Origin of the sequence: Pseudoalteromonas citrea, from assembly GCF_000238375.3 — a bacterium.
Lineage (GTDB): Bacteria > Pseudomonadota > Gammaproteobacteria > Enterobacterales > Alteromonadaceae > Pseudoalteromonas > Pseudoalteromonas citrea.
This window is the reverse complement of the sequence record NZ_AHBZ03000027.1, coordinates 299,889-325,429: the sequence shown is the minus strand read 5'-3', so window position 1 is coordinate 325,429 and position 25,541 is coordinate 299,889. Positions and strand designations below refer to the sequence as shown.

Below are 25,541 nucleotides of genomic sequence, written 5' to 3'. Positions count from 1 at the left end.
TTTATGTAAAAAAAGCACAATCAGCCGCATATTTACCCTAACGATTATGTAGACTACAAAAAATGCAAATTAAATTCGTTAAATGACCTAGACTTTGCGATAAAAGCGATTAGAATGCGCTAAAATCTACCGTTATTACAGTTACTCTGACAATTTAACTAAAATATTTCAGGTATAGCGACGCAACTAATTGCGTAGTCTTTCTATCATTTAGGTTTTACACAGTTGAACACAGCAACCTTTACTCAAAAACGTAAGCTTATTGTGAAACTTGGCAAAATGCTGCATAAATACGGCACGCCAGCTTATCGTCTCGAAGCGCACCTTATGGAAGTCGCAACCCACCTTGATCTAAAATCAGCATTTGTGATGTCTCCGACGTCTGTCACATTTGTTATTTGGTCAGAAGGTCACGAAGATGAATATACACATGTTGCAAGAGTAGAACCTGGCGATCATGATTTAGGCAGCCTTGCCGATACGGATGATGTTGTATCGCGCATGCTTGCTGGAGAACTATCAATCGATGAAGCTGATACATGCTTAGACAACATCAGTGAACAGCTCAACCCCTATAGTAAGCTACTAACATGCCTTGCTTTTTCAGTATCTGGCGCTGCGTTTGCAATGTTGATGGGAACAAGCTGGAATGATGTTTTATGGTCTGGTTTATTTTCAGCACTCGTTTTTCTATTCGTTATTTGGTCTGCTCGTTCAAAACGCGTAACCCATATGTTAGAACCGTTAGTTGCCATAGTCGCAGCGCTCGGGGCCTGTGCAATTAGTAGCTACGTTGATCCGAGCATTAATATTCGGCTTGTCGTTCTTTCCTCGATTATCGTGTTTATTCCCGGACTTGCCTTAGCACTTGCATTCGCAGAGCTTTCTGCTCGACATCTTGTGTCAGGCACCGCGCGTGTCATGGATGCACTTATGCTGTTATTCAAGTTATATTTTGGCGCTTTTTTGGGCATTAGTCTTGGTTTTGCATTATTTGGTATCACTGACTTCGTACAACCTGAGCCTTTACCAAAATGGACGGCTTGGCTTGCCATATTACTCCTTTGTATCAGTTTGATTGTCATTTTCAGAACAAAATTGAAGCATGCCAGCTGGTCTATCGCCTCAGGGTTTATTGCTTATGCTGCTAGTATTAGTGCTGCCGTGTATTTTGATTATTCAATTGGCGCATTTGTTGGTGCGTTCGCTGTAGGTGTATTTAGTAATTTCTTTAATCGAATGGTAAACGCGCCCGCTTCTATTGTAGCCATGCAAGGCCTAATTGTACTAGTGCCCGGTTCCAAAACCTATATAGGCCTCAACTCATTAATTGAAGGTCAAAGCTTCATTCACGCAGATCATATTGGCCAGCAAACATTCCTGATATTTATGTCATTAGTTGCAGGACTAATTTTCGCAAACGTCGCATTGCCTCCCAAAAAGAGCTTATAAACCACGACTCAGAAATGGTGTTAGCAAATTATTAGCCGCCAACACCATTTTTAGTTGTGAAAACCCCATTGTAAATTTACAAATTCTAACAATGCCACTTTACCTATCAATAAAAACACACACATCGAAAAATTTAACTCTCTGAATTATAGATTTAAATAAAACAACTCACTAAAAAAGAAAGCTTTCACAACTAATCACCAATATTCAAGATTTAATTTTATGTTAAGCGTTTAATAACCTTAGTCGCAAAATGATTTACATAATGAAAATGCAACCAAGGGGACATACCATGAATTTTAATAATAAAAAGAAACTCGCATTAGTGATCAGCAGCATACTAATGACATCAGCAACGAGCTTCTCTAGCGCAACACTTGCCAATAGTGCACAAACAGACGAAGTTGAAGTCATACAGGTACGTGGGATCAGAGGCAGCGTCGTCAAATCAATAAACACCAAACGCTATGCTAACTCAATTGTTGATGCTGTGACTTCAGAAGACATCGGTAAGTTCCCTGATCAAAATGTTGCAGAATCTCTACAGCGTATTACCGGTGTATCAATGAGCCGAAATTTTGGTGAAGGTGAACGGATCAGTATTAGAGGTACATCTGAGAACCAAAATAGAACTTTGTTAAACGGCCAAGCTGTCGGCTCAGCTGACTGGTGGGTAGATTCATCAGCGAGTCGAGGGTTCAACTACACCATGCTTCCTTCTGAAATTGTTTCTGGGCTTGAAGTGTATAAATCACCCGAAGCAGACATAGATGAAGGGTCAATTGGTGGCACAGTGATTGTGCGTACACGTAAACCCTTAGATTTGGACGCAAACAAAATTGCAGGCTCTGTATTAATGCAACATAGTGAAATTTCTGGTGAAACAGATCCACAACTTGCAGGTTTATATAGCTGGAAAGACGAGGAAGAAACTTTTGGTGCTTTAGTTTCTGTATTTAGACAAGAACGCAATTTACGCCGCGATGGTATCGAAGCATGGAGCTGGTCACACCGTGATGTTACGCTCGAGGATGGCACAACAATAAACAATGTTTATACACCCGGCGGTGGTGGTTCAGCAATGTTCACTCAAGAGCGCATAAGAACTGGCTTTAGCTTAACACTCCAGTATCGTCCATCCGATAACACCGACGTAACTTTTAACGCACTAGATTCAACGATGGAAGCAAACAATGCCAACCAAAACTTCTTATGGCTACCTGGTTACGGTAATTCACAATATACCTCTTTGAACATTGTAGAGCATGACAAGGTCGGTAAATTTGCTCAGTCTGGTACATTAGGCCTTTCTCCTGATGGCAACAATATTCTTGATGAGACAAAAATCCGGAACTCCAAACTTAAAACTAAATCATATGATTTAAAAGTAGAACACGAAGGTGAGCTATGGTCATCCTCCTATCATATTGGTGTCACAGAAGGTTCTGGTGGAACACAAACCGATCGAAGTGTTGGTTGGGAAGGTAACGCAGTACACAGCTTTGATGCATCCAATATAGAAAGCATTGGAACTAACTATGCTAAAGATCCTGCTGATGGCAATAATTGGCACTTAGGCTTTTTGCGTTATGACAGTAATGATGCACTTGATAAAGAGTATTATGCCCAAGCAGATTTCGAACGCCCTGTGGATTTAGCGGTATTTAGTAAAATTAAGATGGGTGTTAAATATCGCGATCATAAAAGAGAGAATACTCGCTTACGCTCGCAAACGCGCACTGATTTAAACTGGAGCTTGGCAGATTACTCTTTTGCAGCACCAGGTGACTTTTTATCTGGCGTGGGCACCAATGATACACTGCGCAATTATGCTATGACCGATTTATCGACCACTCGTTCTGCGGGCGATGCGCTAAATTGGCAATATGGTTTATTGCATGACAGTAACTTTGCTATAAAAGAAGAAATCGTAGCAGGTTACGTAAAAGCTGACATTGATGTTGAGGGGATGCGCGGTAATCTGGGTGTCAGGCTTGTCGAAACACAGCAAACAACAGGCGCATATGTAGGGCCCGCAGATGCAAAAGTATGGAAAGAAGAAGATACCAGCTACTTTGATATCCTACCAAGCGTTAACTTAGCAATTGATCTAGAAGAAGACATGTTATTGCGCTTTGGTGCAGCACGAGTTATGACGCGCCCTGATTATGCGGCAATGACAAATGCAACCACATACAATACAGAGACTCGTGTCGGTACTGGTGGTAACTCAAAAATAGATCCGTATCGTGCAACACAGTTTGATGTTGGCTACGAATGGTACTTCTCTGAAGCAGGTATATTTTCTGCTGCAATCTTTTATAAAGATTTACAATCCACACTTGGTAATAATACGCAAACTGAAGTATTTGATGGGGTTCCTATTGAGATTAGCCGACCTATTAATGGGCCATCAGGCACATTACAAGGCCTCGAGCTTGGCTTCCAAACAGAAATATTAGATGGCTTTGGTATATCTGCAAATTACACGTATGTCGATGGAGAGTCAAAAGATGTCGATGGTAATGATATTCTAATCCCTGGTATCTCCGAGAGTACGTTCAATATCAGTACTTATTACGAAGCAGAGACATTCAGCGGACGTATTTCCTATAATTATAGAACGGGTTACGATACTGGCCGTGCATGGCCTGGTTATCAAGACGCATATGGTCAAATTGATGCAAGTCTTAGCTATCATATAACCCAAAATATTACCGCTGTATTTGAAGCCGTCAATTTAACTGATGAACATACTTTTAGTTACCAAGAGAAAGGCGTAGAACATGCTCTCACAGGTGTTTATGCTGATGGCCGCCGCTTTACCGCCGGTATAAGATTTAACTTTTAGTCGAAGATTGGTTTAGCTAACACAGATTCGACTTTCCATGGAAGGATGCTCCTTGCCCGGGGCCCAAGCTGATAGCCATTGCTATCAGCTTTTCTTTTATATAATGCATACTTAAAGTGATGCTAGCATTTGTAGAATAAAACAGTACAATCAAGTACAGAGTGATAATCAGGATACGACTACGCGTATTAATCATTAACGAATTATTAAGGCACTATGAATTTCAATCGACTCATTGCCATACTTAGTATGTGCTTAGTGCTTAAGAGCCCCATTGTATGTGCCGATTTATATAGTGCAACCATCGCTTACCAAAGTAAAAATTATCAAACGGCCTTTCACTCATTTGAACAATTAGCACAGCTAGGCAATGCAGACGCTATGTATAATTTAGCCGTTATGTCTTTGCACGGTCAAGGCACGCCCCCCAGTAAACCAAAAGCTTATGCATGGTTTATGTTAGCCAGTGAATTTGGCTCAGATGACGCACAACAAACTGCACAGCTCGTATTACAAAGCTATGACGATACACAAGCAATGATTGATATGTATCAAACGATGCAGAAAATTTATTCGTACGATGTGACAGCTAAATTGCTTTACCCTTCAAACACGCGTAATAAAACAAACCAACAACCCTTAGAACGCACCTCTTATATTTCCCCCACATACCCAGATGAAGCGCGAAGACTTGGTTTAGAAGGCTGGGTATGGGCAGAGTTTGATATAGATGATAGCGGTAAAGTAACAAATATTTCTATTGTTGATAGTCATCCAAAGAATACGTTTACATTAAGTATTATTAACGCGCTTCCTCACTGGGAATATCAAACTTCCTCCGCAATTAATAACCGTTCGCTAACGTACCATTTTACGACATATAAAGGTCAACAATATGATAAAAGCTTTCATGCACAGAAATTAGAGTACCAACGTGAAATCACCAAACATATTGATGCTGCAGAGCAAGGGAACGGTAGAGTGCAATACTATATTTCTCAATGGCTTAGCTCTAACGAGTACAACGCAAGTAAACTTTTAAAGTATCACTGGCGAGAGCCTCATTCAGACACGGCACTGTTATTAGCATCAGCTAAAAACAATTACCCTTTAGCGCAATATAAACTTGCAACCAGCTTATTAAATGGAAGTAGTTCAGTTGAAGATCAAAGAGTTGGCTTAAATTGGTTACATAAAGCCGCTGAGCAAAACTTAGCTGCAGCTCAATATAGACTGGGGCTCAGCTACTTACAAAACTCAGAACAACATTATGCGCCTAATCAAGGAATAAAATGGCTTACTCGCGCAGCGAACATGCAGCACTTTAGAGCGACAGTCACACTAATTGGTGAGTTAATAAACGCAAAAAGCCCTACTGAAAACATAATGCCTTGGTTAAATAAAGCGCTATCTGAAGACAACACACACCCAACTTTATTACTCTATAAATCCCAATTATCAAACGTACCTGCACAAGCTAGGCGTTTAGCAAAAAAAGCGCGAAAGTCGGCCATCTCAAGAGCATGGTCAACAACTGCCATTGATACATTTATTGCGTCGTTGAATTAAGTCGATGCAACACAATATCCGTTTCAATTCCGTCAACTCTATTTAATAGAATATGCGCGCCTTGCCAGTCAGTACTTAATGATAACGATACATTGATATCATATAAGTACAGCCCGATCGGCCTGATCCTAATATTTTCTTGTCGCTGTGAATAATAGCAATACAAGTAGAGTTGATGTCCCTGACGTAAAATATAATAAATACCCTCATTAAACAAAGCGGGTTTATACAAACGCAATGACGCCTGCAATTGATCAGGATCTACCTCGTGTTTTGTATGCATTAACAAATAAGATGAAATATCAGTTAAAAAATTCGGAAAACTTATATTTTGCTGTGCCAATACGGGGGTGTACTTTTCAAGCTGAACTTCGCCTTGTTCAATCAAACTATTATTCAGCTCTTTCAGTGAATAGCGCCATAGTCGCCATTGACCATCAGCTTGGGTTGCTTGATAGTTAATTAAACGACCATCATCACTCCAGTATATATTTCTTATTTCTTTAAAGTCTTGAATGATAGTTATCAATTTTTTTGAGAATAGGTTGATTAGATAGACATCTCCCTCTTCAGACAAAATTAATAAATTGTCTCCTTGAGGTGAAAGCAATAACTTCTTTGGAAAGGCATTACGAGGTAACATAGTTAATAAATTTGCCGTGTCGCGTTGTCGGTGCTTAATCCAAATCTCGACTTGCGTATAACCTAACGGCCTCTGAGGATCATAAGAAGCAAACGCGAACCAATTTCCATCTTTAGACACTTCAGCCATAACATCTAATTTTGCGGGCGAAGAAACCGCGTTTAAGTCAGACTGTATGTTCTGTACTGTTGTATCTAAGTGGTAAAGGTTTACCTGCGCCACACCTTCGGAGTGGGCGATATGCCCGCCTTGTAAATCAACCGCAATATCTGTGATAACCCCATTTGCTTGATAAATTATATCTTCATCACCTTGCTGATTTACGGACTTTAATACATTGTCTCCAACGACATATGAGCCCGCAACTTTGTTCCAAACAGACGGTCCACGACCACCAGTAATTAATGAGCTTTTCGCAACGACATTCCCCTTATCTCGGCCCTTAAATAAATGATGCTTATTATTTATTAATTGTGAAAATAGCAACTCTTGCGTTTCAATATTTATATCTCTTAAAAAGCCAATATCACTAGGTAAAATGCGTGTATCTAATATTTCAACTCCAGAATCACTTGTTAGCTTATGACGCCGCACTTCAATGCCAGTTTCTTGCCATTGCTGGGTATAAAGTACATTATCAGTCGGCCAAAAAATAGGTAATGGCCCATGTGCAGCATCACACTCAAATAGCATAGTTTCAGGGCTTAGCCGCCACATTTCAATAGCATTATCAACCGAAAGTACTCTTACAGAACAGCTAAACGGATCGTATCGATAATACGCTAACCACTTTCCATCAGCAGACCATACTGGCGCTTCCTCGCTATACCCGGTGCTTTTCAAATTATGGAGAGACTGTGTTTTCATATCAATGACAGATAAATCAAATTGCTCTTGGTTTTTCCCAACATGACTAAACGCGAGGTAACGGCCATTTGGTGAGTAACGCAAAAAAACCTCAGCTCCTGGAGATGCTGTTAAACGAGATTGATAGGTATATTGCGCCGATTGAGGCCTATCAAATAAGCTGCTGTTGTACAATTGCAAGGCGCTTCCACCAATAACAAGACCCGCAATCAACCAATAAATAGGTCTGTTTTCTTGAGGAGCAATTAATTTTTCGCTTAACTCAGGGGCTTCATTTACATCCGCGATCAACTGATAGCCAAGTCTTGGTACTGTCTTTATAAAGCGAGGTTTATTTTTATTATCTCCTAACGTTTTTCGAAGCTGAACCACTAATTGACTTACTGAGTTATCACTCACAATAATATCAGGCCAAAGCGTCGTGATGATTGTATCTCTAGTAACTGTTTGGCCAATATTGTCAATCAGCAAATAAAGTAACGCTAACTGCTTAACTTCAATAGAGCGCCATTCACCTTGCACTTTTACACGCAGGCTATCATTGTCCAGCACAACGTCATTTATTAACAACTTATGATGTCTATTTTGTTGCATAACGCCCTAAGTGCAATGTAAAGGTATGGTTAAAGCCGTAATAAAAGAGTATGATATTTGACACTAATAATACACTGTTCATCAATAGTGAAATACATTTAATTTAACTAAGCTCATCAAAATTAAAGCTAAGAATGTAAGAGGAAACAAAATGAGTCATCGTTGTTATTCAATTTTACTTTTACTCACATTTTGCTTTCCCGTATCGCTGTTAGCGACAGATAATAATTCAAACACCGAAAACCCCCTCGAAACTATTCAAATTCGCGGATTTCATGACAGCGTTGTCAAGTCGCTCAATAGTAAGCGATTTAGTGATCAAATAACAGATTCAATTAGTGCACAAGAAATTGGCAAGTTCCCAGATAAGAATGTGGCTGAAGCATTACAGCGGATCACAGGGATCTCTTTGTCCCGTATTCAAGGCGAAGGTGAGCGAATTGGGGTTCGTGGGACCACACCTGAGCAAAATAGGACTTATTTGAACGGGCAGTATCTTGCCTCGGCAGACTGGTGGATATCGTCACAACCGAATCGTGGTTTTAACTTTACGCTTTTACCTGCAGATATTGTTTCATCCTTAGAAGTTCATAAAACCCCGCAGGCAGATCAAGATGAAGGTTCTTTAGGTGGGGCTATCAACATTAAAACTCTCGACCCACTTTTAACCGACAATCAATTTCTGGTACTAAACTCGCAAGTACAATACAACGATTTATCAAATGAATTCGATCCTCAGTTATCAGCTATTTTTAACTATAAAAATAATGATGAGAACTTTGCTACCCTATTTACTGCAACGCAATATAAAAGACAATTGCGCCGTGATGGACTTGAATCTTGGGGGTGGCATGAAAGAGATTACCACTATGATAAAGAACAAAATTTAACACCTGCAAACCTATTAGAAAACGAGACCCTTCGCAGTATTTGGACACCCGGAGGTGGCGGTTCAGCACTATTTAAACAAGAAAGAATTTTATCGACACTCTCTGCCAACCTAGCCTATCAATTTAATCACCACTGGCGATTAGATGCTCATTTTCTCCATTCTCAACTAGATGCAGATAACAGCAATCAGAACTTTTTATGGCAACCTGCTAGAGTTTTAGATTTAGGCGGTACTATCAAAAATGCAGTCATCAATGAGGGGACGCTCGTTTATGGCCAATATAGTAAACTAGAAGCAGCGCCATATAATACAAGTATGGAAGCTATTTGGCGCGAGTCTCAAATCAAAACCCAAAGTATTCATTTTGATTTACTCTATTCAGGTCCTATCTGGCAAGTTCAATACCAACTAGGACAAAGCCAAGCCAAAGGTGGCACCAGTGAAGATAGTACGTCACAATTCTCCGCCAATACGGCGTTTAGCGTAGATACACGTTTACAAAAAAATATTATCGCACACTATGACACATCACCTCTTGAAGCATCGCAGTGGTTTTTAACGGAAGCGAGAAAAGACGCTCAGCAAGGCGAAGATAAAGCTTATTTTGCGCAAGTAGATGCCAATTATCAAATTGATCACCCAATAATATCGAGTCTAAAAGTAGGTTTAAAATATAGAGACCATCAAAGGGATTTTAAACGTTTACGCTCTATCAATGGGTCTACTGATGGTTTGGCCGGAGAATTGAATACCACGTTGGCTGATTACCCGAGCAAGTTTGTTGACAACTACCTTGATAAAGTTGGAAATGACCAAACGCTCAAACTCTACAGCTTGGCCAATATTGCTCTATTACAGCAAGATTTTGATACGCTGAATTTCGTTCAACATGTTGAACAGGCAAGTCGCTTCAATATTAAAGAACGTTCACTCGCTGGATATCTTAAACTCTCTTTTGACGACAGCTTTTATAGAATAAACATGGGCCTTCGGACAGTATCAACGTGGCAAGATGCCAGAGCAGTAGAACAACCCGCTATTGATAACCCATCGCCTAGCTTTAACTGGATCAATGATAAAAAATCTTATGTTGACCTGCTTCCTAGTGCAAATATAAATATTGAATTAACCTCAGATCTGATGTCACGGTTTTCGGTTGCCCGGGTTATGTCTCGCGCCCAATTTAATCACCTGATGCCTTCAACAAATTATAATGTTACTCAGTCTCAAGGCCAAGGTGGTAACCCTAATTTAGATCCTTACCGTGCAACACAATTCGATGCGAGTTTAGAGTGGTATTTCCAAGATGGGGGATTAGTATCTGCAGCACTATTCAATAAAGATGTGACATCATTCATTGAGTTTAAACGCACATTAGAGCGCCATGAAGGTCGATTAATGTCTATCGATCGACCCATAAACGGCAATGGTGGCAGTGTGAGAGGATTAGAGCTTAGTTATCAGCAACACATAGCATATGGGCTGGGTGTTATCGCGAATTATACCTATGTTGATGGAAAAAGAGTTCCCCAAACATCTTTACAAAAAGACCGCGTTCCAGGTACTTCAAAGCATAGTTACAATATAACCGCTTACTATGAAAACCATTGGTTAAGTACACGTCTGGCTTACAACTATCGCACGGAATTCGCCACAGGTGTAGGTGAAATCATTACCGATGACTATGGCCAGCTAGATGGCAATATTACCATATCACTCTCCCCCAACCTAAAAATGACATTTGATTTTATCAACCTTTCGGACGAGATATCATATAGCTATGAAAGAAACCACTACGCACCAACAGGGGTTTATCACAACGGACGGCGTTTTTATTTAGGGCTTAGATATCAGCTGTAAAGTAGTGTTAGGCACGCTTTTTTGCTTGCTTTTTAACATACATGGCTTGGTCACTTAACTGCACCATTTTCTCGAGTGGAACTTCATCAATAGGGTCATAAATGCTATAACCCACACTGACACTTACTTGGTGTTTATAAGGCAAGCTGTTCAAAGCCGAATCGTATCTACTTACAACTCGGTTACACCACTGCGATACAAACTCTTCACTTGAAGACAGCAACATAACAACAAATTCATCTCCGCCCACTCGTGCTTTTATGTCCGCATCACGCGTTGCTGCATTTAACACTTTAGCCAGCTCAACAATGCATATATCACCACTTTGATGGCCATACTCATCATTCATTTGTTTTAGATTATCAATATCCAAATACACAATCGCCACATGCTGCGTAAACCTATGGGCATCTTTTAATCTCTGTTGCCCCAACACATTAAAACCACGTAAATTATTTAAACCGGTAAGTTGGTCTTCAAGTGCTAGAGACTTAACAACTTCATAATCAACTATTTTCTGTAAGTCACCTTCAATTAATGATTTAAATTGCGATAACAATTGCACCAAAATATTTGGGTAATCCGTCTTTTTTGTATCAATAACGCATATAGAACCAAATAACTCCCCATCAGGCCAAAATAATGGGAAGCCTAAATATGAGCGCACAGGTCCTTCACTGACAGGCTGAACGTCACACCACATTTCATGATTAACCGCATCTTTCACATACAGTGATTGCTTGGTTTCCATCATATGCCGACAAAAGCTGCGCATCTCCCAAGGCCAATTACTATTTTGCATTAAAAAGTTGTCATCGTTCGAACTTGTCGCCACAACATTAAACTCGTTCTCTCTGAACTGCACAATAGTGCCGCTTGCCGCGTTATAAAGCTCGGCCAATGTATTTACTAACTGTTGCCATTTTTGACAATCGAAGAATCGATGGGGGGATTTAACAAAGCAGCCTTTAACGTCATTCATATAGTTACCTCAATGGTTCTTCTAACTATAGACAATTGTGATGATAAAGCGGTGCTCAATAAATAATTTATGAACAAGTAAAAGGCCAAATCACGCAGACTTGGCCTTTGTACCGTTATTGACTTAATCTAAATAAACCTTACTTTAAGCATTTCGGCGCCATTGCCGTATTAAACTTAGCTGCAAACTGCTGTTGAGCAGCCTGTAGTACCTTAGCTTGCTTGTCATTTACTATATCTGACGAGCTTGCTAACAACCATGTCACACAATTATCTTGTAACGAGAGCGGTTTACGAGCCATGCCAATTTTAGGATAGAAATACCCCCGCCTACTTAGGGCAATTAGACCTAAAGACTGTTCTTGTTCATGTAATAACAAAACATCATCGATATTTTGTTCACTAAACCACACCAATGGCCTACTCTCATTAACCAACTCAGGAACAGTGCTCTTACTCGCTGGTCCACTAGCAGCACAACCCGTTAATAAACAAACATAAAAAGGCAATGTATATTTAAACATCTCTTATCACCCCTGATAACGTATACGTCTGAAAACCATTAGTAACGATAACAACCAAATGAACGATAAAGCCCCGCTACTACTGCTATCATCTCCACTAGAAGGATCTGTAGGTGTCGTTGGATTGGTTGGCGTTGCATTTGACTCTGTAACTTCTACTGTGACCTCACCTATTGCTGAACCACCATTACCATCAACAACTTCGTAAGTGAATTGCTCTTGGCCAACAAAGTCAGTACTTGCTGCATACTCCAACATATTGTTACTGATTGTCACGGTGCCTGTTCCAGTATAGTTAACAGAGTTAACCGTCAACTCAGCACTATCAATATCAGTATCATTATTTAAGACATTGAGTTGTAAAGTTTCACCTTGTACAACAGTTCCATTATCTGCGGTAGCGATAGGTACATCGTTTACGGCAATCACTGTAACTTGTGCACTAAAGTTATCTAACGCCCCCGTATTGTCGGCCACGGATATAGGCACTATCAGTGAACCACTGTAGTTAGCTACAGGCATTAAAGTTAAACCGTCAAGCGTATAATTGTCACCGGTCTGCGCCGTCAAGGTGAGTACCGAGCTGTCTACGTCAGTAACTAAAAACTGGCTTAGAGTTAATGTCAAGGAAGTATCTTCATTGACTGAAATACTCTGCTGCCCCAAGATAGCTGGCGCGTCATTTACAGCTACAACAGTTATTTTTGCCAAAAATGCAACGCTTGTATTACTGCCATCGCTCACTTTGACAGGGACGGTTAACTCACCGAAAAAATTCGCGCTAGGCGTCACCGTTTCGCCATTGATTGTGTAATTACTGCCTGAAGATAAACTTACCGTTAAGGTGGCATCAGCCTGCTCATTAACCACTGTAAACATTGCTGGGGTTATCAACAAACTTGCATCTTCGTTCATGCTCAGTGACTGCTGTCCGGTTATCGAAATAATATTACCTAATTGAAACTCTTGAGATAACGCGTAAAAGACCCCTGTGCTGCACTTAACCATGATCCGTGCTTTTCCATCTGCACTCCCCGCGAGATTAACAGTTTGCGAGCCATCATTTGGTGTATTAGATACAAGCACCTGATCAAATGATGTGCTAGTTGTAGATTGCATTATATCAACATTGTCACACGATACAGGCGCCTGATCTGTATTGGCAACATTCCAAGTAACAGTTACGGAACTACTATCATTAAGCTGTGTTGCAGAAGTTGGCGCTGTAATAGCAAAAGGCCCAGCCGATGTAGTGGAAGTCACTGTCATTGCATCATAATTGACCCCTCCTTCACCATCTCTAACCACCAAACGAAAGTTCATTACCCGATTCGTTGTAGGGTAGGCTTCACCTTTTGCAGTTGTATTAACTAACACATCTTCTAACCTAGGAAAATAGCGTACGGCCCCTGAGCTCGGTAGATAAGGTCTAAACAATGGCCCTTCACCGTTATCCACTAACTGACCCGCACCGGCAGTGGTTGCCCCTAAATCCATTTGCTCCCAAGCATAACTCAAGGTATTGGCAGTATTTTGATCGGTCGCAGAGCCCATTAGTACAAAGGGCGTATTTATTGGGATTGTATGATCGGCATTCGCATTTGCAATAGGCGCATTATTACCTATATTCGTTGGCGTACCACAGTTGGACCCTGAGCCAGTTGTAACATGAGCATTCATCTCATCGATACTATGAGAGTGGAACATCGCAATTGAATTTTGTGCTAAATTATCATCACCACAGATACCTGCGTAGCTCATGATTGTAACACCACTGCCCGGCTCATATGCCGCAGAACTTTCTCGTGTATTACACGAACCACTTGAGCCATTGTAAGTGTGATTCGCACCAAATTGATGCCCTATTTCATGCGCAACATAATCAACGTCGTATGCATCACCCTGTGGGGTTGATATCCCCGTCATCCCCCATGATTTGGCGCTTTGCGAACAGACTACACCTAACCCAGCTAGGCCAGCACCGGAGGTTGCCATCAAATGCCCTACATCATAGTTATCTGTGCCAATTAATGTATCTATTTGCGTCTGAACAATACCTAAAGTGTCGTCTGCATTACCATTATCGTAAGGGTCATTCGCTTCAAAAATTAGCGTGTCGTTATTTGCGATCAATTCTAACTTAACGGCTAAATCTGTTTTAAAGACTTCGTTGACTCGGTTAATCGTCGTGACAATACCATTCATCGCCCCAACTTTGCCGCCAAAAAAGCTGGTATATTCATCGCTCGTGGTTACCGCAAGTCGATATGTGACAAAATCAACGTTTCCGCCATTCGCTATCAAAGGTCCTCGAGATTGCCTATTCTTTGCAGCTACCTGTGCTACCTCCGGTTTCAATACCTCATCTTGCCAAGCTTGTTGCTTGATCGTTTTCTTGTAGAGTTTTACTACACCAGTATCTACCGTATCTAAATAAACGCGTTCACCATTAACAACATACATGCCGTGTACACCGTTAGGGCCAATATCAAACCGACCGGTATGATGTACACTACCAACTTGCCTCACTGCGAAACTGCGAATTGAAGGAAATTTACGCTGTAACGGCTCGGCCATTATGGAATCATGTAATATCGTAAATGGTATAAATTTACCATTCAATGATGGTAACGAGATCTGTTTAACCTGTTCATTAAGTGCAACTAACATTAAGTCTTTTTGTACTTTTTCTTCATCTAAAGAAAACAGAAGCTCATTGTCTAAAACGCTCACCGCCCCCTTGTTAACAACGATATTCATAGGCTGCCACGACCAATCGTTGCTATCACTAGCATAAGTGTTTGATATAAATGCCCACACCATTATTAAGCTACATGCAATTCTCTTCATCATTGACTCCAAAATGACATTTGACCTAAACAGTATAGAAGTACATCAATGAATTGCTGACCGTTTAACAAAAAACCTTCTGGGTCAAACCTACACTCACCACTATCACGAGCTGTCTAATAATCGAATACAATAAGCTGATATTTTAAAGAAGAAGTTCGGCACCAGTAATGATATATCATAATAAATTCAGTTACTTAAACCTTAAAAAACAAAGAAGTAAATCTAAAACCATCTCTTAACACGGATAGCGAGGGGGGTATAATTATTTAATACTTAGGGTTTATATGAGTGATAACACCATCACCCATGTAATCATCATTTCGGCAGGTTATAAAAACGACTCGTCACGCCATTGGTCCACCCAAAGCCCTGCTGCACTTGGTACTCTCCACCACCTGCTGTTTGATTAGGTGAGACAACGTTGTATTTTTCTAGTAAGCATCCGCGATTTTTAAAGTCCATTTCAATCATCGTGATCCAGCGAAGTCTTATCTGTTCAGCGAGCGCTGTATGACCATAATCAAGCAGACCTTTGACGGCAAACCACTGCTGAGGTGCCCATCCATTAGGACTATCCCATTGCTCTTTGGTGTCACTTAAACAGCTGACAAGCCCCCCTTCCTTTAAAAAGTCTTTTGCTAAGTGCTCTGCAACATAATCAGCTTCTGCTGCATCACTTACGCCTGCAAAAAGCGGCACGCAGGATGCCAAGCTAAATACAGGACTCAGTTGTTCACGAGACAAATCATAATCAAAATAAAATCTCGATTTTTTACACCATAGCAACTCATTAATGGCCAATTTTCGCTGCAGAGCACGCATTTCAAACTCTGCACTCAAATTACGTTCACCTAATGCTGAACAACACGTGTTGAGCATCGTTTCTAATTTATAAAGCAAACAATTTAAGTCGACCGGAATTCGATTAGTCGTATTAATTGTTGAAAGATTTACGCCATCATCAAGCCAGCGCGCACTAAAATCCCATCCAGACTCACATGCCGCACGGATATTACGATAAAAATGGCCTTTTTCAGGTTCACTCAACTGTGCCGCTAACTGAACGTCTTCTTTATACGATTCGGGCCTTGGTGTTGTATTGTCATCCCAAAAGCGATTCAATATCACCGCCTCATTCACGCGTACAACGCGTTTGTGCGAGGTGTAGTTTGCATTCAATAATGCTTCACCTCTGTGCCAAAAATCATGTTCCGCTTTCATCGCATTGGTGACTTTTAACAGCCAATCATGATCTTGATTTTTATAAGGTAGTAGCATCTCGACCATTAACGACAAAACGGGTGGCTGAGAGCGGCTGGTGTAATAAACCCGATTACCATTAGGCACACAATCAAATCGCGTTATGAGATCAACAAAGTTGTCGACCATTGCCTCTATTTGCTTAATATCACCTTTGTCTTCTAAGCCCAAAGCAGTGAAATAGCTATCCCAATAGTATATTTCGTTAAAACGCCCACCAGGTACAATATAACTATGTGGCAACGCCAACAAAGAGCCTTCATCCTGCGCCATTGCAGGGCGCTTTAAACGAGCCCAAAGTGCCGCAATATAATCCGGAACTGACTCAATACCCTGTAGCTCATCAAGCTCCCTGTTGGCTGTAAAACTAAATTGAGATGCAATAAAGCGTGTTAATTCAGCCTTGTTCTTTGGTTTACATGCTAAATAACTCTCTTCTGCATGCTGCCAACTGACATTCGGTATTGCATCAGCAAATGTTTTACTGTCTTTAAATAAGGCACTTTTTTGAACATCGATAAACAACGTACTACAATCAAATTTCATCGGATATTTAACTCTTACTGGATTGGGGCTGTGTTATGTGCAGTGCGCTTTTTGAATAACGCCACCGTTGCAAATAACATCGCGATTGGAATTAATGCACTGTAAAAAGCATGCTGCCCTGAAAAATTGTCAAACATATATCCGGTGATCAATGACCCTGAAGTGCCTCCCAACGCTGAAAAGACCACAATTAGACCCGTCATAGCAGCATGCTGCTGGGTCGGTAAACTACTGAGTATCACTGAATTCAATAGAGGATAAATTGGTGCCATAAACAATCCAATTAATGGCATTAAATAGGCTGCAGCTGGCGCTTCAAAGACTGATAAAACAGGCATGGCGATGAGGTTTTGAGTAAGTGGTAATGTCAATAGGATCAAGGCCGCCATACACACTAAACTCATGTTTAATAATACGTACCAACTGATCACCTTCAACACCTGCCCCGCTAATAACCGCCCCAGCGCTAAACAAGCAGCGAAAATACTCGTAAGCTGTACGCTAATATCCACTGGTAAATGTAATATTTGGTTATTGAAAGTGGGGAGCCAAGTACCCACTCCCTGTTCAATCACCACATACAAAAATGCAGACATCACGAATATAAGAACTAAAGGCTGATAGGCCAATTTCAGCATATCAAAAAATGCTTTAAAGAATGGCGCATGGTGATTCTGTGGTTCAGGCTTTATCGGTGCCAACGTCACGCAAAGCACACATAGTCCGCTTAAGGCGGCCAATAAATAATAAACATTGAGCCACCCGACGTCGCCTACAGACGTTTGTTCCGAAATAAAGTAGCTGAAGATCCAATAACCACTTAATACCCCCACCATAAAAATGCCTTCAATGGTGTTGAGTAAAGCCGAATGTGCAGAAGTAGAATCGCTTAGCTGACCTATGAGTGCGTAAACACTCACCTTTACAACGGCAAACGCACAGCCAACAACGGCAAATAACAATTTAAACGCATAAAACTCTCCCAATGATGGGATCAGTAAACACACACTCATCACCGCAGATAATGCAAGTAATAAAACCAGTTTAAACCCAACTCTCGGGAGCACAGAGGCAACTAAAAAAGATACCAGAGCTATCGACAAGTCTTTAAAGCCTTCAAGGCTTGCAGCTTCCACTTTACCGATAGCAAAGCTATTTATCGATTGCAGAATAACAGTACCCACACTATTGAGCAGCACGGCAAACAAAAAGTAGCACATCGCAATTGCAACGATGATCCGAGTTCGCTGCATTGACTGATCGTGTTCTGTTAGTTCACCCATGTTAGGTGCGTCCATATGAGCCCCAAGACTAATTATTATTAATATTTAGTCTAGCTGCATTAAAAACACTTTGCAAACGTTTGCATTGAAGCGGAAATTGCGAGAGGACTTGCGTATCAAAAATTACTGACTCGATTGCCTGCAAATCAGTTCAATTTCAACTTCTTGAGAAACACAGGCTTCACCGTTTAGCTGGCCCAATAATTTATCTACCAGTAATTTAGCCGCTATCTGGGTATTCTGTTTAACACTTGAAAGAGAAGGGTGAGAGATATCTGCCATAGCGATATCATCAAATCCAACAATGCGAACATCATTTGGTACACTGACATAACGCTCTTTTAGTGCTTTTAACGCCCCTAGAGCCACCATATCACTACACGCAGCAATGCCATCAAAGTTTAACCCCTCACTTATAAGCAACTGATTTATCGCGATATATGCGGCTTGGCTAGTAATATCAATTTTTAATAGCTTGGCGGCACCTTTTGCTTGATGTGCGTCTAGCGCATTATTAAAACCCCTATACCGCTCCCCTATTTCAGCGTGACCCGGATCACCTAAAAATAGTAGCTTAGAAGCACCTTGCTCTAATAAATGCATGGTAGCTTGATAACCACCTACATAATTGTTACTGCCAACAATTGGATACTCGCTGGGAGTTTTTGGGTCGCCCCACACCACCAATGGAGCCCCATTTTTGGCCGCAGTATCAATATTTTGTTGCTGCTTACCTTGGCCAACCACAATCAAGCCATCAGCACGTCGACCATCTATAAAATAGCCATGCCAGTCATCACCAGCCATATAAGAGTTCGACAAAAGTAATTCATAGCCGCGCCTGTTGACCGCTTGGTTTATATCGCTAACAACTTTGAGTAAAAATGGATCATCAATTGACTGTTCTGTGTGTGCATCTAAATTTATGATAACGGCTATCACGTTGGTTTTTTGCAACCTCAAGCGACTCGCTGCGGTATTCAAGCTAAAATTGTATTTTTTAGCTAACAATTGCACATGCTCTCGTGTTTGTTGCTTTATCACTGGGTTATTATTCAGCGCTCTAGATGCAGTAGAGGTTGATACACCCGCTAATTTAGCGAGGTCAGCCAACTTTAACTTTTTTTGTTCCATTTATTAAACGCCTTACAACATAAACCAATCAAAACTTAACAAGCTTTTTAAAAACAAGGTATTAATATAATGCACCATACCCCCATTCGTCGAGTATACCGCAAAAGTCAAATCAAGCTTGAACACAATTAACCCCTTCGACTACAAAAAAACCACAAATAAATTGCAAACGTTTGCAAAAACATCTATTTTATTTTCAGCGCCTGTGCAACCTTCATACTTTTAGACTATAAAATGAGTTTTAAAGCGAAGTTGGCGCACCATAATAACGATGAACCATATGACAACTAAGGGGTAACCCAATGCGCAAATTCAGTCAGTTAACTATTATTGCGGCCGCAGTATCGACAATACTTAGTAACGCTTCTTTCGCTCAAGAAAGCACCGAGGGTGGCAAAAAAATAGAAACAATTATAGTCTCAGGCACACCGGGTGGACGAGGGATAAGTAAAGCCGATGCAAGCTTCGCTGTCACCAATATTGACGCTGTTCACATAGAAAAGCTGTCGCCAAAAAGCACTGCAGACTTACTCAAGTCAGTCCCTGGCGTATGGGTTGAAAGCTCAGGCGGTGAGTCTGGCGCAAATGTTTTTGTCCGTGGTTTTCCCGGTGGTGGTGATGCGCCATTTTTAACCGTTAGCTTACAAGGTTCTCCCGTCTACCCGGCTCCCACTTTGTCTTTTTTAGAAAACTCTTCGATTTTTCGTCTAGATGAAACAATCAGCACAATGGAAGCCTTGCGTGGCGGTCCAAATCCCGTTGTATCAAATGGGCAGCCAGGCCTAACAACTAATTTCCACCTAAAACGCGGCTCATCAGATACTGAAGGGACATTCAAATACACCACCAGTGATTATGGCTTGCAGCGGATCGACACGGTATTAAGTGGAGAGCTAAGCGACGACTTGTATTACATGGTCGGTGGCTATATTAAACGTTCTTCAGGTATTAGAGATGCTGGGTTTACCTCAGAGCGAGGCCAACAATTTACTATTAATCTGACCAAAGAGCTTGATAATGGTGAGATCAATATTTATACCCGACAAACTGATGATACCGGTGCTTGGTACCTGCCAACACCATTGGGGGTTGAAGGCGTTGATGCAAGTTATACACAACTTGGTCCTCTCAATAGACAAGCAACTATTTACGCAGGCGCGAATTCACACGAAATGCAAGTAGATTTGGGTGAAGGGAGAGGCTGGAAGGGGCATGTCTCTGGCGGCAGCATAAAATTAGAATTGGATAATGGTTGGCAGTTCATTGACCGATTCAGTTTAACAAAAGGCAATGCAAACACACATGGCTTAGTCCCCTCAGGCACAGCCACGATATTAAGTGACATTGCAGATAACGGTGAAAACGCAAAAGGCGCAGTGACTGGCACTCTCTATTCAGGTGATACCCCAGTACAACAACTCGGCCGCTGGGTTGTGTTTAAAGACATCGAGTCTTTTACCAATGATTTAGCATTCAGTAAATCATTCTCTCAGATTGATAGCGCATTTGGTTTGTATACCGCCACCACATCCGCTCAAGATTGGTGGAGCTTGGGTAATACGGCTTATCATGTTCTTAAACCAGGTGGTGAAATGCTTGATGATGTTGCATGTAACCGCAGTCTTTCTGGATGTGATTGGAACTATGATATCAACAGCACCGGCGATGCTAAAACAATCGCGCTTTATACCACCCAAACCTATCACTTTAGTGAGGCACTGACATTTGATTTAGGCCTGCGTAATGAAAATCATCAAGTTGACTACTCTGTAGATGAAGGGTTAGATAACATCATTAATAAGTTTGTGACATATGATGAGCGAAAAACCTCATGGACGTTGGGTGCAAACCAAAAACTCAGTCAAACCACGGGGATATTTGCTCGTGTAAATAAAGGCTACAAAATGCCTTACTTCGATGACTTCAGAGATAACTATGACAGCTACCAAGCCGGTGAGCCTCTGATAAAAGCAGTTTCTCAGCTCGAAATCGGCTATAAATATATGTCACAGAACACCGACTTTTTTGCCACCGTATTTGCCAATGAAGTCAAAGGTGATACCTTCGTTCGCCAGCCAGGTACTCCCGCGGAAATTCTGACCAATGAAGCACTAGGCATTGAACTTGATTATACTTATAACCATCAATCGGGTTTATCCGTTAACTTAAATGCCACTTGGCAAGATGCTGAAATTACTCAAAGCCCAACTAATCAAGGCAATGACAGTCAAAGGCAACCTAATTGGCAGCTACGCATTATGCCAAGTTATGAATTTGAAATCGCAGATATGTTTGCCACCGCATACGGTACACTGTCAGCGGTAGATGATCGATTCGGTAATAACGAAAATACCGTGGTACTTGAAGGTTATAGCAAAATTGATCTAGGTCTCATAATTGAAGCTACAGAGCACGTTAAGTTTCAATTATCTGTTGATAATCTAACCGACAAACAAGGGATCACAGAAGGCGATCCTCGTAACGCCGATGCGCCGAATGGCCGCTATATCATGCCTCGCAGCGTCAAATTTAGTGTCAGTTATAATTTTTAATCAATAAAATCAGGGCCTCACTCGTAGGCCCTGATTTTATTTATAAGTCTCTTGCTCAGTAAGCTTGTGGGTAGTGAAAGTGCTTTTGCTCTTTAACTTGCATCCCCAAATATTCACACGTCTTTATCAACATAGCCAACATAGGCTCAGGCGCTGTGTCGCTTATTGAATTAGTATGAATTGAAAAAGCTTTGCCCCGCAACCTCCTTAGCACAGGATGTAATGATTTATCATCCATATATTCCGAAATCCTATCAAAGAATGCTTTCATTCTCGGCGTAACCGCATACCAATACACGGGAGAAGCAAACACAATATGATCATACTCAAGTATCTGTAAAAATAGACCTCTAAAGTCATCATCGGTGTGCCGATGCTCATAAGTGTAATCATGAATAATAAAGTCATCTAAATAGAGGGAGTCTGCACCAGACTGAGCTATATATTTTTTACAAGCATCAGCCGTATTACCCTGCTTATTGGAGCTGGAATATACAACAATTGTTTTCATATTTTTCCTTATTTGCATTAAAGTAACACCTATGCTAAAACCTAAAGATAGGTTGAGGTAAAGTAATTTAAAGGAATACTACATGGAAAAAAAACCACTACAAGATGCCAACTTAGCTGTTGGGTATGTTGCTAAGAGAAGTGATGTGAACATTTCTACCTTGCATTTCTACGAAACAAAAGGGCTGATCCGAAGCTGGCGAAACAATGGTAACCAAAGACGCTATAAACCAGATGTATTAAGACGTATTGCCGTCATTAAAGCCGCTCAAAAAATGGGCGTGACGCTTGAGGAAATCAAACTAACACTTGATACTTTACCGCAAAGCCGAACCCCTAATAAAAATGACTGGGCCAAACTATCAACCCAATGGCAAGCGCAATTAGATGAAAAAATTGCGTATATGCAAAGGCTACGGGAAAGGGTTGAAGGGTGTATCGGCTGTGGGTGTTTATCGATGTCAAGCTGCCCATTATATAACCCCAATGATATTCTGGGCGAAACACACTCTGGAGCCGTCTTATTGGAAAAAGATTAACTCCGCTTTGCTGTCGCCCTTAAAGTGTCATACCAAAACTTCATAACAGCAGCCGACAAAAAATTGGATTTATCCCATGGTCCGTATTGGCTACATGATATGTGTCACGATCCTTGGTACTATTGCTGTATCGATTTTTGGAAAAAAGAACCCCATGAAAAAAACTACGCTTAGTTTGGCTTTATTCGCCGCGTTAGGTTTAACCGCCTGTAATTCAGATAACCAAACCACGCACACAACTATTCAGCCTAGTGCCTCAGTAAATCAGAGCTTCGAGAGATTTTCTGACGCATTTATTTCGCAATATTGGGCGCATTATCCAGAAGCCTCTAGCTACGCAGGTTATGGCAAATATGATGACATAATCACCATTCCCACTGCGCAAACTCGCACTAAGAATAACGCATTTGCTACAGCTCAACTGGCAACACTGCATAAGTTTGACGTAAACACCTTAACGGCTAATCAAAAAACCGATTATTACCTCATCGAGAATCGGTTAAAACTGAGTTTATGGCATAACAATACTTTTAAAAGCTGGCAGTGGAATCCATCGAACTACAATGTATCTGGTGGCTTTGCATTATTACTAAATAATCGCTTTAAAAGCACCGATGAAAAACTGGCGCTAGTATTAAACCGATTGAAGTTTGTGCCTGAGTATTATCAAGCAGCACAAAACAACATTGAAAATCCAACTCTTGAGTTTACGCAATTAGCGATTCAGCAAAACAAAGGGGCATTCAGTGTACTAAAAGACGATTTACTTGAGACGGTGAATAACTCTAATTTATCACCAGAAGAAAAAGCATTATTCAAATCTCGCTTTGCGGATGCAAAAACAGCCATTCACGGCTACGTTGACTTTTTAACACAGCTTGAAAAAGAGTTAGCCGATAACAACTCTGCACGCTCTTTTAGAATTGGTGAAGCATTATATGAGCAAAAGTTTGCATTTGATATTCAATCTGGATATACCGCAAAGCAAATGTATCACAAAGCCCTTGCAGATAAAGAGCGCGTTACGGGTGAAATGGTTAAGCTGACCAATCAGCTTTGGCCGAAGTACTTTCCAAATACTGAAAAGCCGAGCAATAAGCGGGATGCCATATCACAGTTAATAAAGCATCTGTCGGTTAAACATGTGGCTAAAGAAGAGTTTGTTGATGAAATATCTAAACAAATACCAGCACTGGAAGCATTTGTTGTAGAAAAAGACTTGATCACCCTAGATGCGGATAAACCGCTAGTAGTCAGAAAAACTCCTGAATATATGCGTGGTTATGCTATGGCGTCAATTAGCTCACCTGGCCCGTATGAAAGTAAGGGCAATACTTTTTATAATGTAGAGCCTATGAGCGAAATGGATGACGCAACTGCGGGTTCTTTCCTACGTGAATATAATCACTGGATTTTACAAATATTAAATATTCACGAAGCTATCCCAGGCCATTACACACAGCTTGTGTACGCAAACAAATCTCCTTCTTTAATAAAAAGCGTGTTTAGTAATGGCGCAATGGTCGAAGGTTGGGCGGTATACACTGAACGCATGATGCTGGAAGAAGGCTATGGCGATTTTGAGCCTGAAATGTGGCTTATGTATTACAAATGGAACTTGCGTGTTATCTGTAACACCATTTTAGACTACGCGATTCACGTTGAAGGTTTAAGCAAAGAAGGTGGATTAGACCTACTCATGAATGGCGCGTTTCAAGAGAAAGCTGAAGCACAAGGTAAGTGGCGCAGAGCAACACTTAGCCAAGTACAGTTAACCAGTTATTACAGTGGCTACCGTGAAATTTACGACTTGCGTGAAGCACAAAAAGAAAAGCTGGGCAGCGACTTTGATTTAAAAGCCTTCCATGAAGAGTTTTTAAGTTTTGGTAGCTCGCCCGTCAAATACATAAACGAATTGATGAACTAACCTTTATATAAATAAAGCCACAAGTTATTTATCGTCAATATTTTGTGGCTTTACGATAAATAGGTAAATTGAGTTACACCAATACAACCACGTTCTGAGGGTGAAAATGGGATATTTAATAACACGGCTCACATTGCTAATGGTATTTTTACTTGCAATACCAGCTAGCGCGTATGACGAAGCAATAGTAACAGTTCAAACCGTTGTAAAAACCACGAAAAGTTGGAATGGCGAGACGCTCCCCCACTATCCTGCGGGCCAGCCTGAAATAACAATACTAAAAATAACCATTCCAGCTGGCGCCGAAATACCTTGGCATGAACACCCAGTGATCAATGCCGGTGTACTCACTAAAGGCGTGCTTAAAGTAGTTACAAAAAATGGAAAAACACTCAACATGGTCGCAGGCGACCCGATCACCGAAGTGATTGACACATGGCACTATGGTGTCAATTCTGGTAACGAGGCTGCCGAAATCATTGTTTTTTACGCTGGAATAGAAAATAAACCGATCACCGTCAAAAAGCCATAACCGGCACCCCTCGATGCACCACTGACACGGTATAATTGCGCTATTATGCACTTTGGGGCTGCTTTACATACCTTTTGGTTTAAATTCAGATCCCAGTCAGGTTAGCAAACTATAATCCCCGCTCTTTTATTTTTCGATTATGCTTAACAAAGCCAATATTGAGCGACAGATA

16 protein-coding genes are annotated in these 25,541 nt (G+C 40.9%); 8 read left to right on the top strand and 8 right to left on the bottom strand.

Annotated elements, in window-relative coordinates; all coding sequences use genetic code 11:
* Positions 1–225: 225 nt before the first annotated feature.
* The 3 genes from PCIT_RS19555 (at position 226) to PCIT_RS19545 (ending at position 5,872) form a co-directional block, all read left to right on the top strand.
* Entirely contained in the window at positions 226–1,452 is a 1,227-nt protein-coding gene (locus PCIT_RS19555) for a threonine/serine exporter family protein (RefSeq protein ID WP_010362128.1), read from the top strand.
* A 292-nt stretch (positions 1,453–1,744) separates the two neighbouring features.
* Positions 1,745–4,303: a TonB-dependent receptor gene (locus tag PCIT_RS19550; RefSeq protein WP_010362127.1), complete on the top strand. Its 2,559-nt coding sequence runs from the start codon at positions 1,745–1,747 to the stop codon at positions 4,301–4,303.
* Positions 4,304–4,519: 216 nt separating this feature from the next.
* On the top strand, positions 4,520–5,872 hold the full coding sequence (locus PCIT_RS19545) for a TonB family protein (protein ID WP_010362126.1): 1,353 nt from the start codon (positions 4,520–4,522) through the stop codon (positions 5,870–5,872).
* On the opposite strand, the gene PCIT_RS19540 is transcribed toward PCIT_RS19545, so the two are convergent.
* Entirely contained in the window at positions 5,853–7,976 is a 2,124-nt protein-coding gene (locus PCIT_RS19540; protein WP_010362125.1) for a winged helix-turn-helix domain-containing protein, read from the bottom strand. The genes PCIT_RS19545 and PCIT_RS19540 overlap by 20 nt on opposite strands.
* Positions 7,977–8,127: 151 nt before the next feature.
* On the opposite strand from PCIT_RS19540, the gene PCIT_RS19535 reads away from it, so the two are divergent.
* A complete protein-coding gene (locus tag PCIT_RS19535) occupies positions 8,128–10,728 on the top strand; it encodes a TonB-dependent receptor (RefSeq protein WP_010362124.1) in 2,601 nt (866 codons plus the stop codon).
* Positions 10,729–10,735: 7 nt separating this feature from the next.
* Here PCIT_RS19535 and PCIT_RS19530 read toward each other — a convergent pair whose 3' ends face one another.
* From PCIT_RS19530 to PCIT_RS19505, 6 genes are all read right to left on the bottom strand, one after another.
* Positions 10,736–11,710, bottom strand: a complete 975-nt coding sequence (locus PCIT_RS19530) for a sensor domain-containing diguanylate cyclase (RefSeq protein WP_010362123.1) — start codon at positions 11,708–11,710, stop codon at positions 10,736–10,738.
* 139 nt (positions 11,711–11,849) lie between these two features.
* Positions 11,850–12,233 carry a hypothetical protein gene (locus tag PCIT_RS19525; RefSeq protein WP_010362122.1) on the bottom strand — a complete coding sequence of 128 codons (384 nt, stop codon included), beginning with the start codon at positions 12,231–12,233 and terminating at the stop codon, positions 11,850–11,852.
* 6 nt (positions 12,234–12,239) lie between these two features.
* A complete protein-coding gene (locus tag PCIT_RS19520) occupies positions 12,240–15,086 on the bottom strand; it encodes a reprolysin-like metallopeptidase (RefSeq protein WP_084622676.1) in 2,847 nt (948 codons plus the stop codon).
* A gap of 315 nt (positions 15,087–15,401) precedes the next feature.
* Positions 15,402–16,892, bottom strand: a complete 1,491-nt coding sequence (locus PCIT_RS19515) for a trehalase family glycosidase (RefSeq protein WP_010362120.1) — start codon at positions 16,890–16,892, stop codon at positions 15,402–15,404.
* A 14-nt stretch (positions 16,893–16,906) separates the two neighbouring features.
* Complete coding sequence (locus PCIT_RS19510; protein ID WP_040697893.1) at positions 16,907–18,145, bottom strand: MFS transporter; 1,239 nt, start codon at positions 18,143–18,145, stop codon at positions 16,907–16,909.
* Between the two features lie 153 nt (positions 18,146–18,298).
* Positions 18,299–19,309, bottom strand: coding sequence for a substrate-binding domain-containing protein (locus PCIT_RS19505; RefSeq protein WP_010362118.1), 1,011 nt, complete (start codon positions 19,307–19,309; stop codon positions 18,299–18,301).
* 302 nt (positions 19,310–19,611) lie between these two features.
* On the opposite strand from PCIT_RS19505, the gene PCIT_RS19500 reads away from it, so the two are divergent.
* Positions 19,612–21,861, top strand: coding sequence for a TonB-dependent receptor (locus tag PCIT_RS19500; protein ID WP_010362117.1), 2,250 nt, complete (start codon positions 19,612–19,614; stop codon positions 21,859–21,861).
* A gap of 55 nt (positions 21,862–21,916) precedes the next feature.
* Here PCIT_RS19500 and PCIT_RS19495 read toward each other — a convergent pair whose 3' ends face one another.
* A complete protein-coding gene (locus PCIT_RS19495; RefSeq protein ID WP_040697892.1) occupies positions 21,917–22,372 on the bottom strand; it encodes a flavodoxin family protein in 456 nt (151 codons plus the stop codon).
* A gap of 82 nt (positions 22,373–22,454) precedes the next feature.
* On the opposite strand from PCIT_RS19495, the gene soxR reads away from it, so the two are divergent.
* From soxR to PCIT_RS19480, 3 genes are all read left to right on the top strand, one after another.
* Positions 22,455–22,910 (top strand): redox-sensitive transcriptional activator SoxR, encoded by a 456-nt coding sequence (soxR, locus tag PCIT_RS19490; RefSeq protein ID WP_010362115.1) that lies wholly within the window; start codon positions 22,455–22,457, stop codon positions 22,908–22,910.
* Positions 22,911–23,064: 154 nt separating this feature from the next.
* Positions 23,065–24,837 (top strand): DUF885 domain-containing protein, encoded by a 1,773-nt coding sequence (locus tag PCIT_RS19485; RefSeq protein WP_010362114.1) that lies wholly within the window; start codon positions 23,065–23,067, stop codon positions 24,835–24,837.
* Between the two features lie 106 nt (positions 24,838–24,943).
* Positions 24,944–25,369, top strand: a complete 426-nt coding sequence (locus tag PCIT_RS19480; protein ID WP_010362113.1) for a cupin domain-containing protein — start codon at positions 24,944–24,946, stop codon at positions 25,367–25,369.
* The last annotated feature ends 172 nt before the right edge of the window (positions 25,370–25,541 follow it).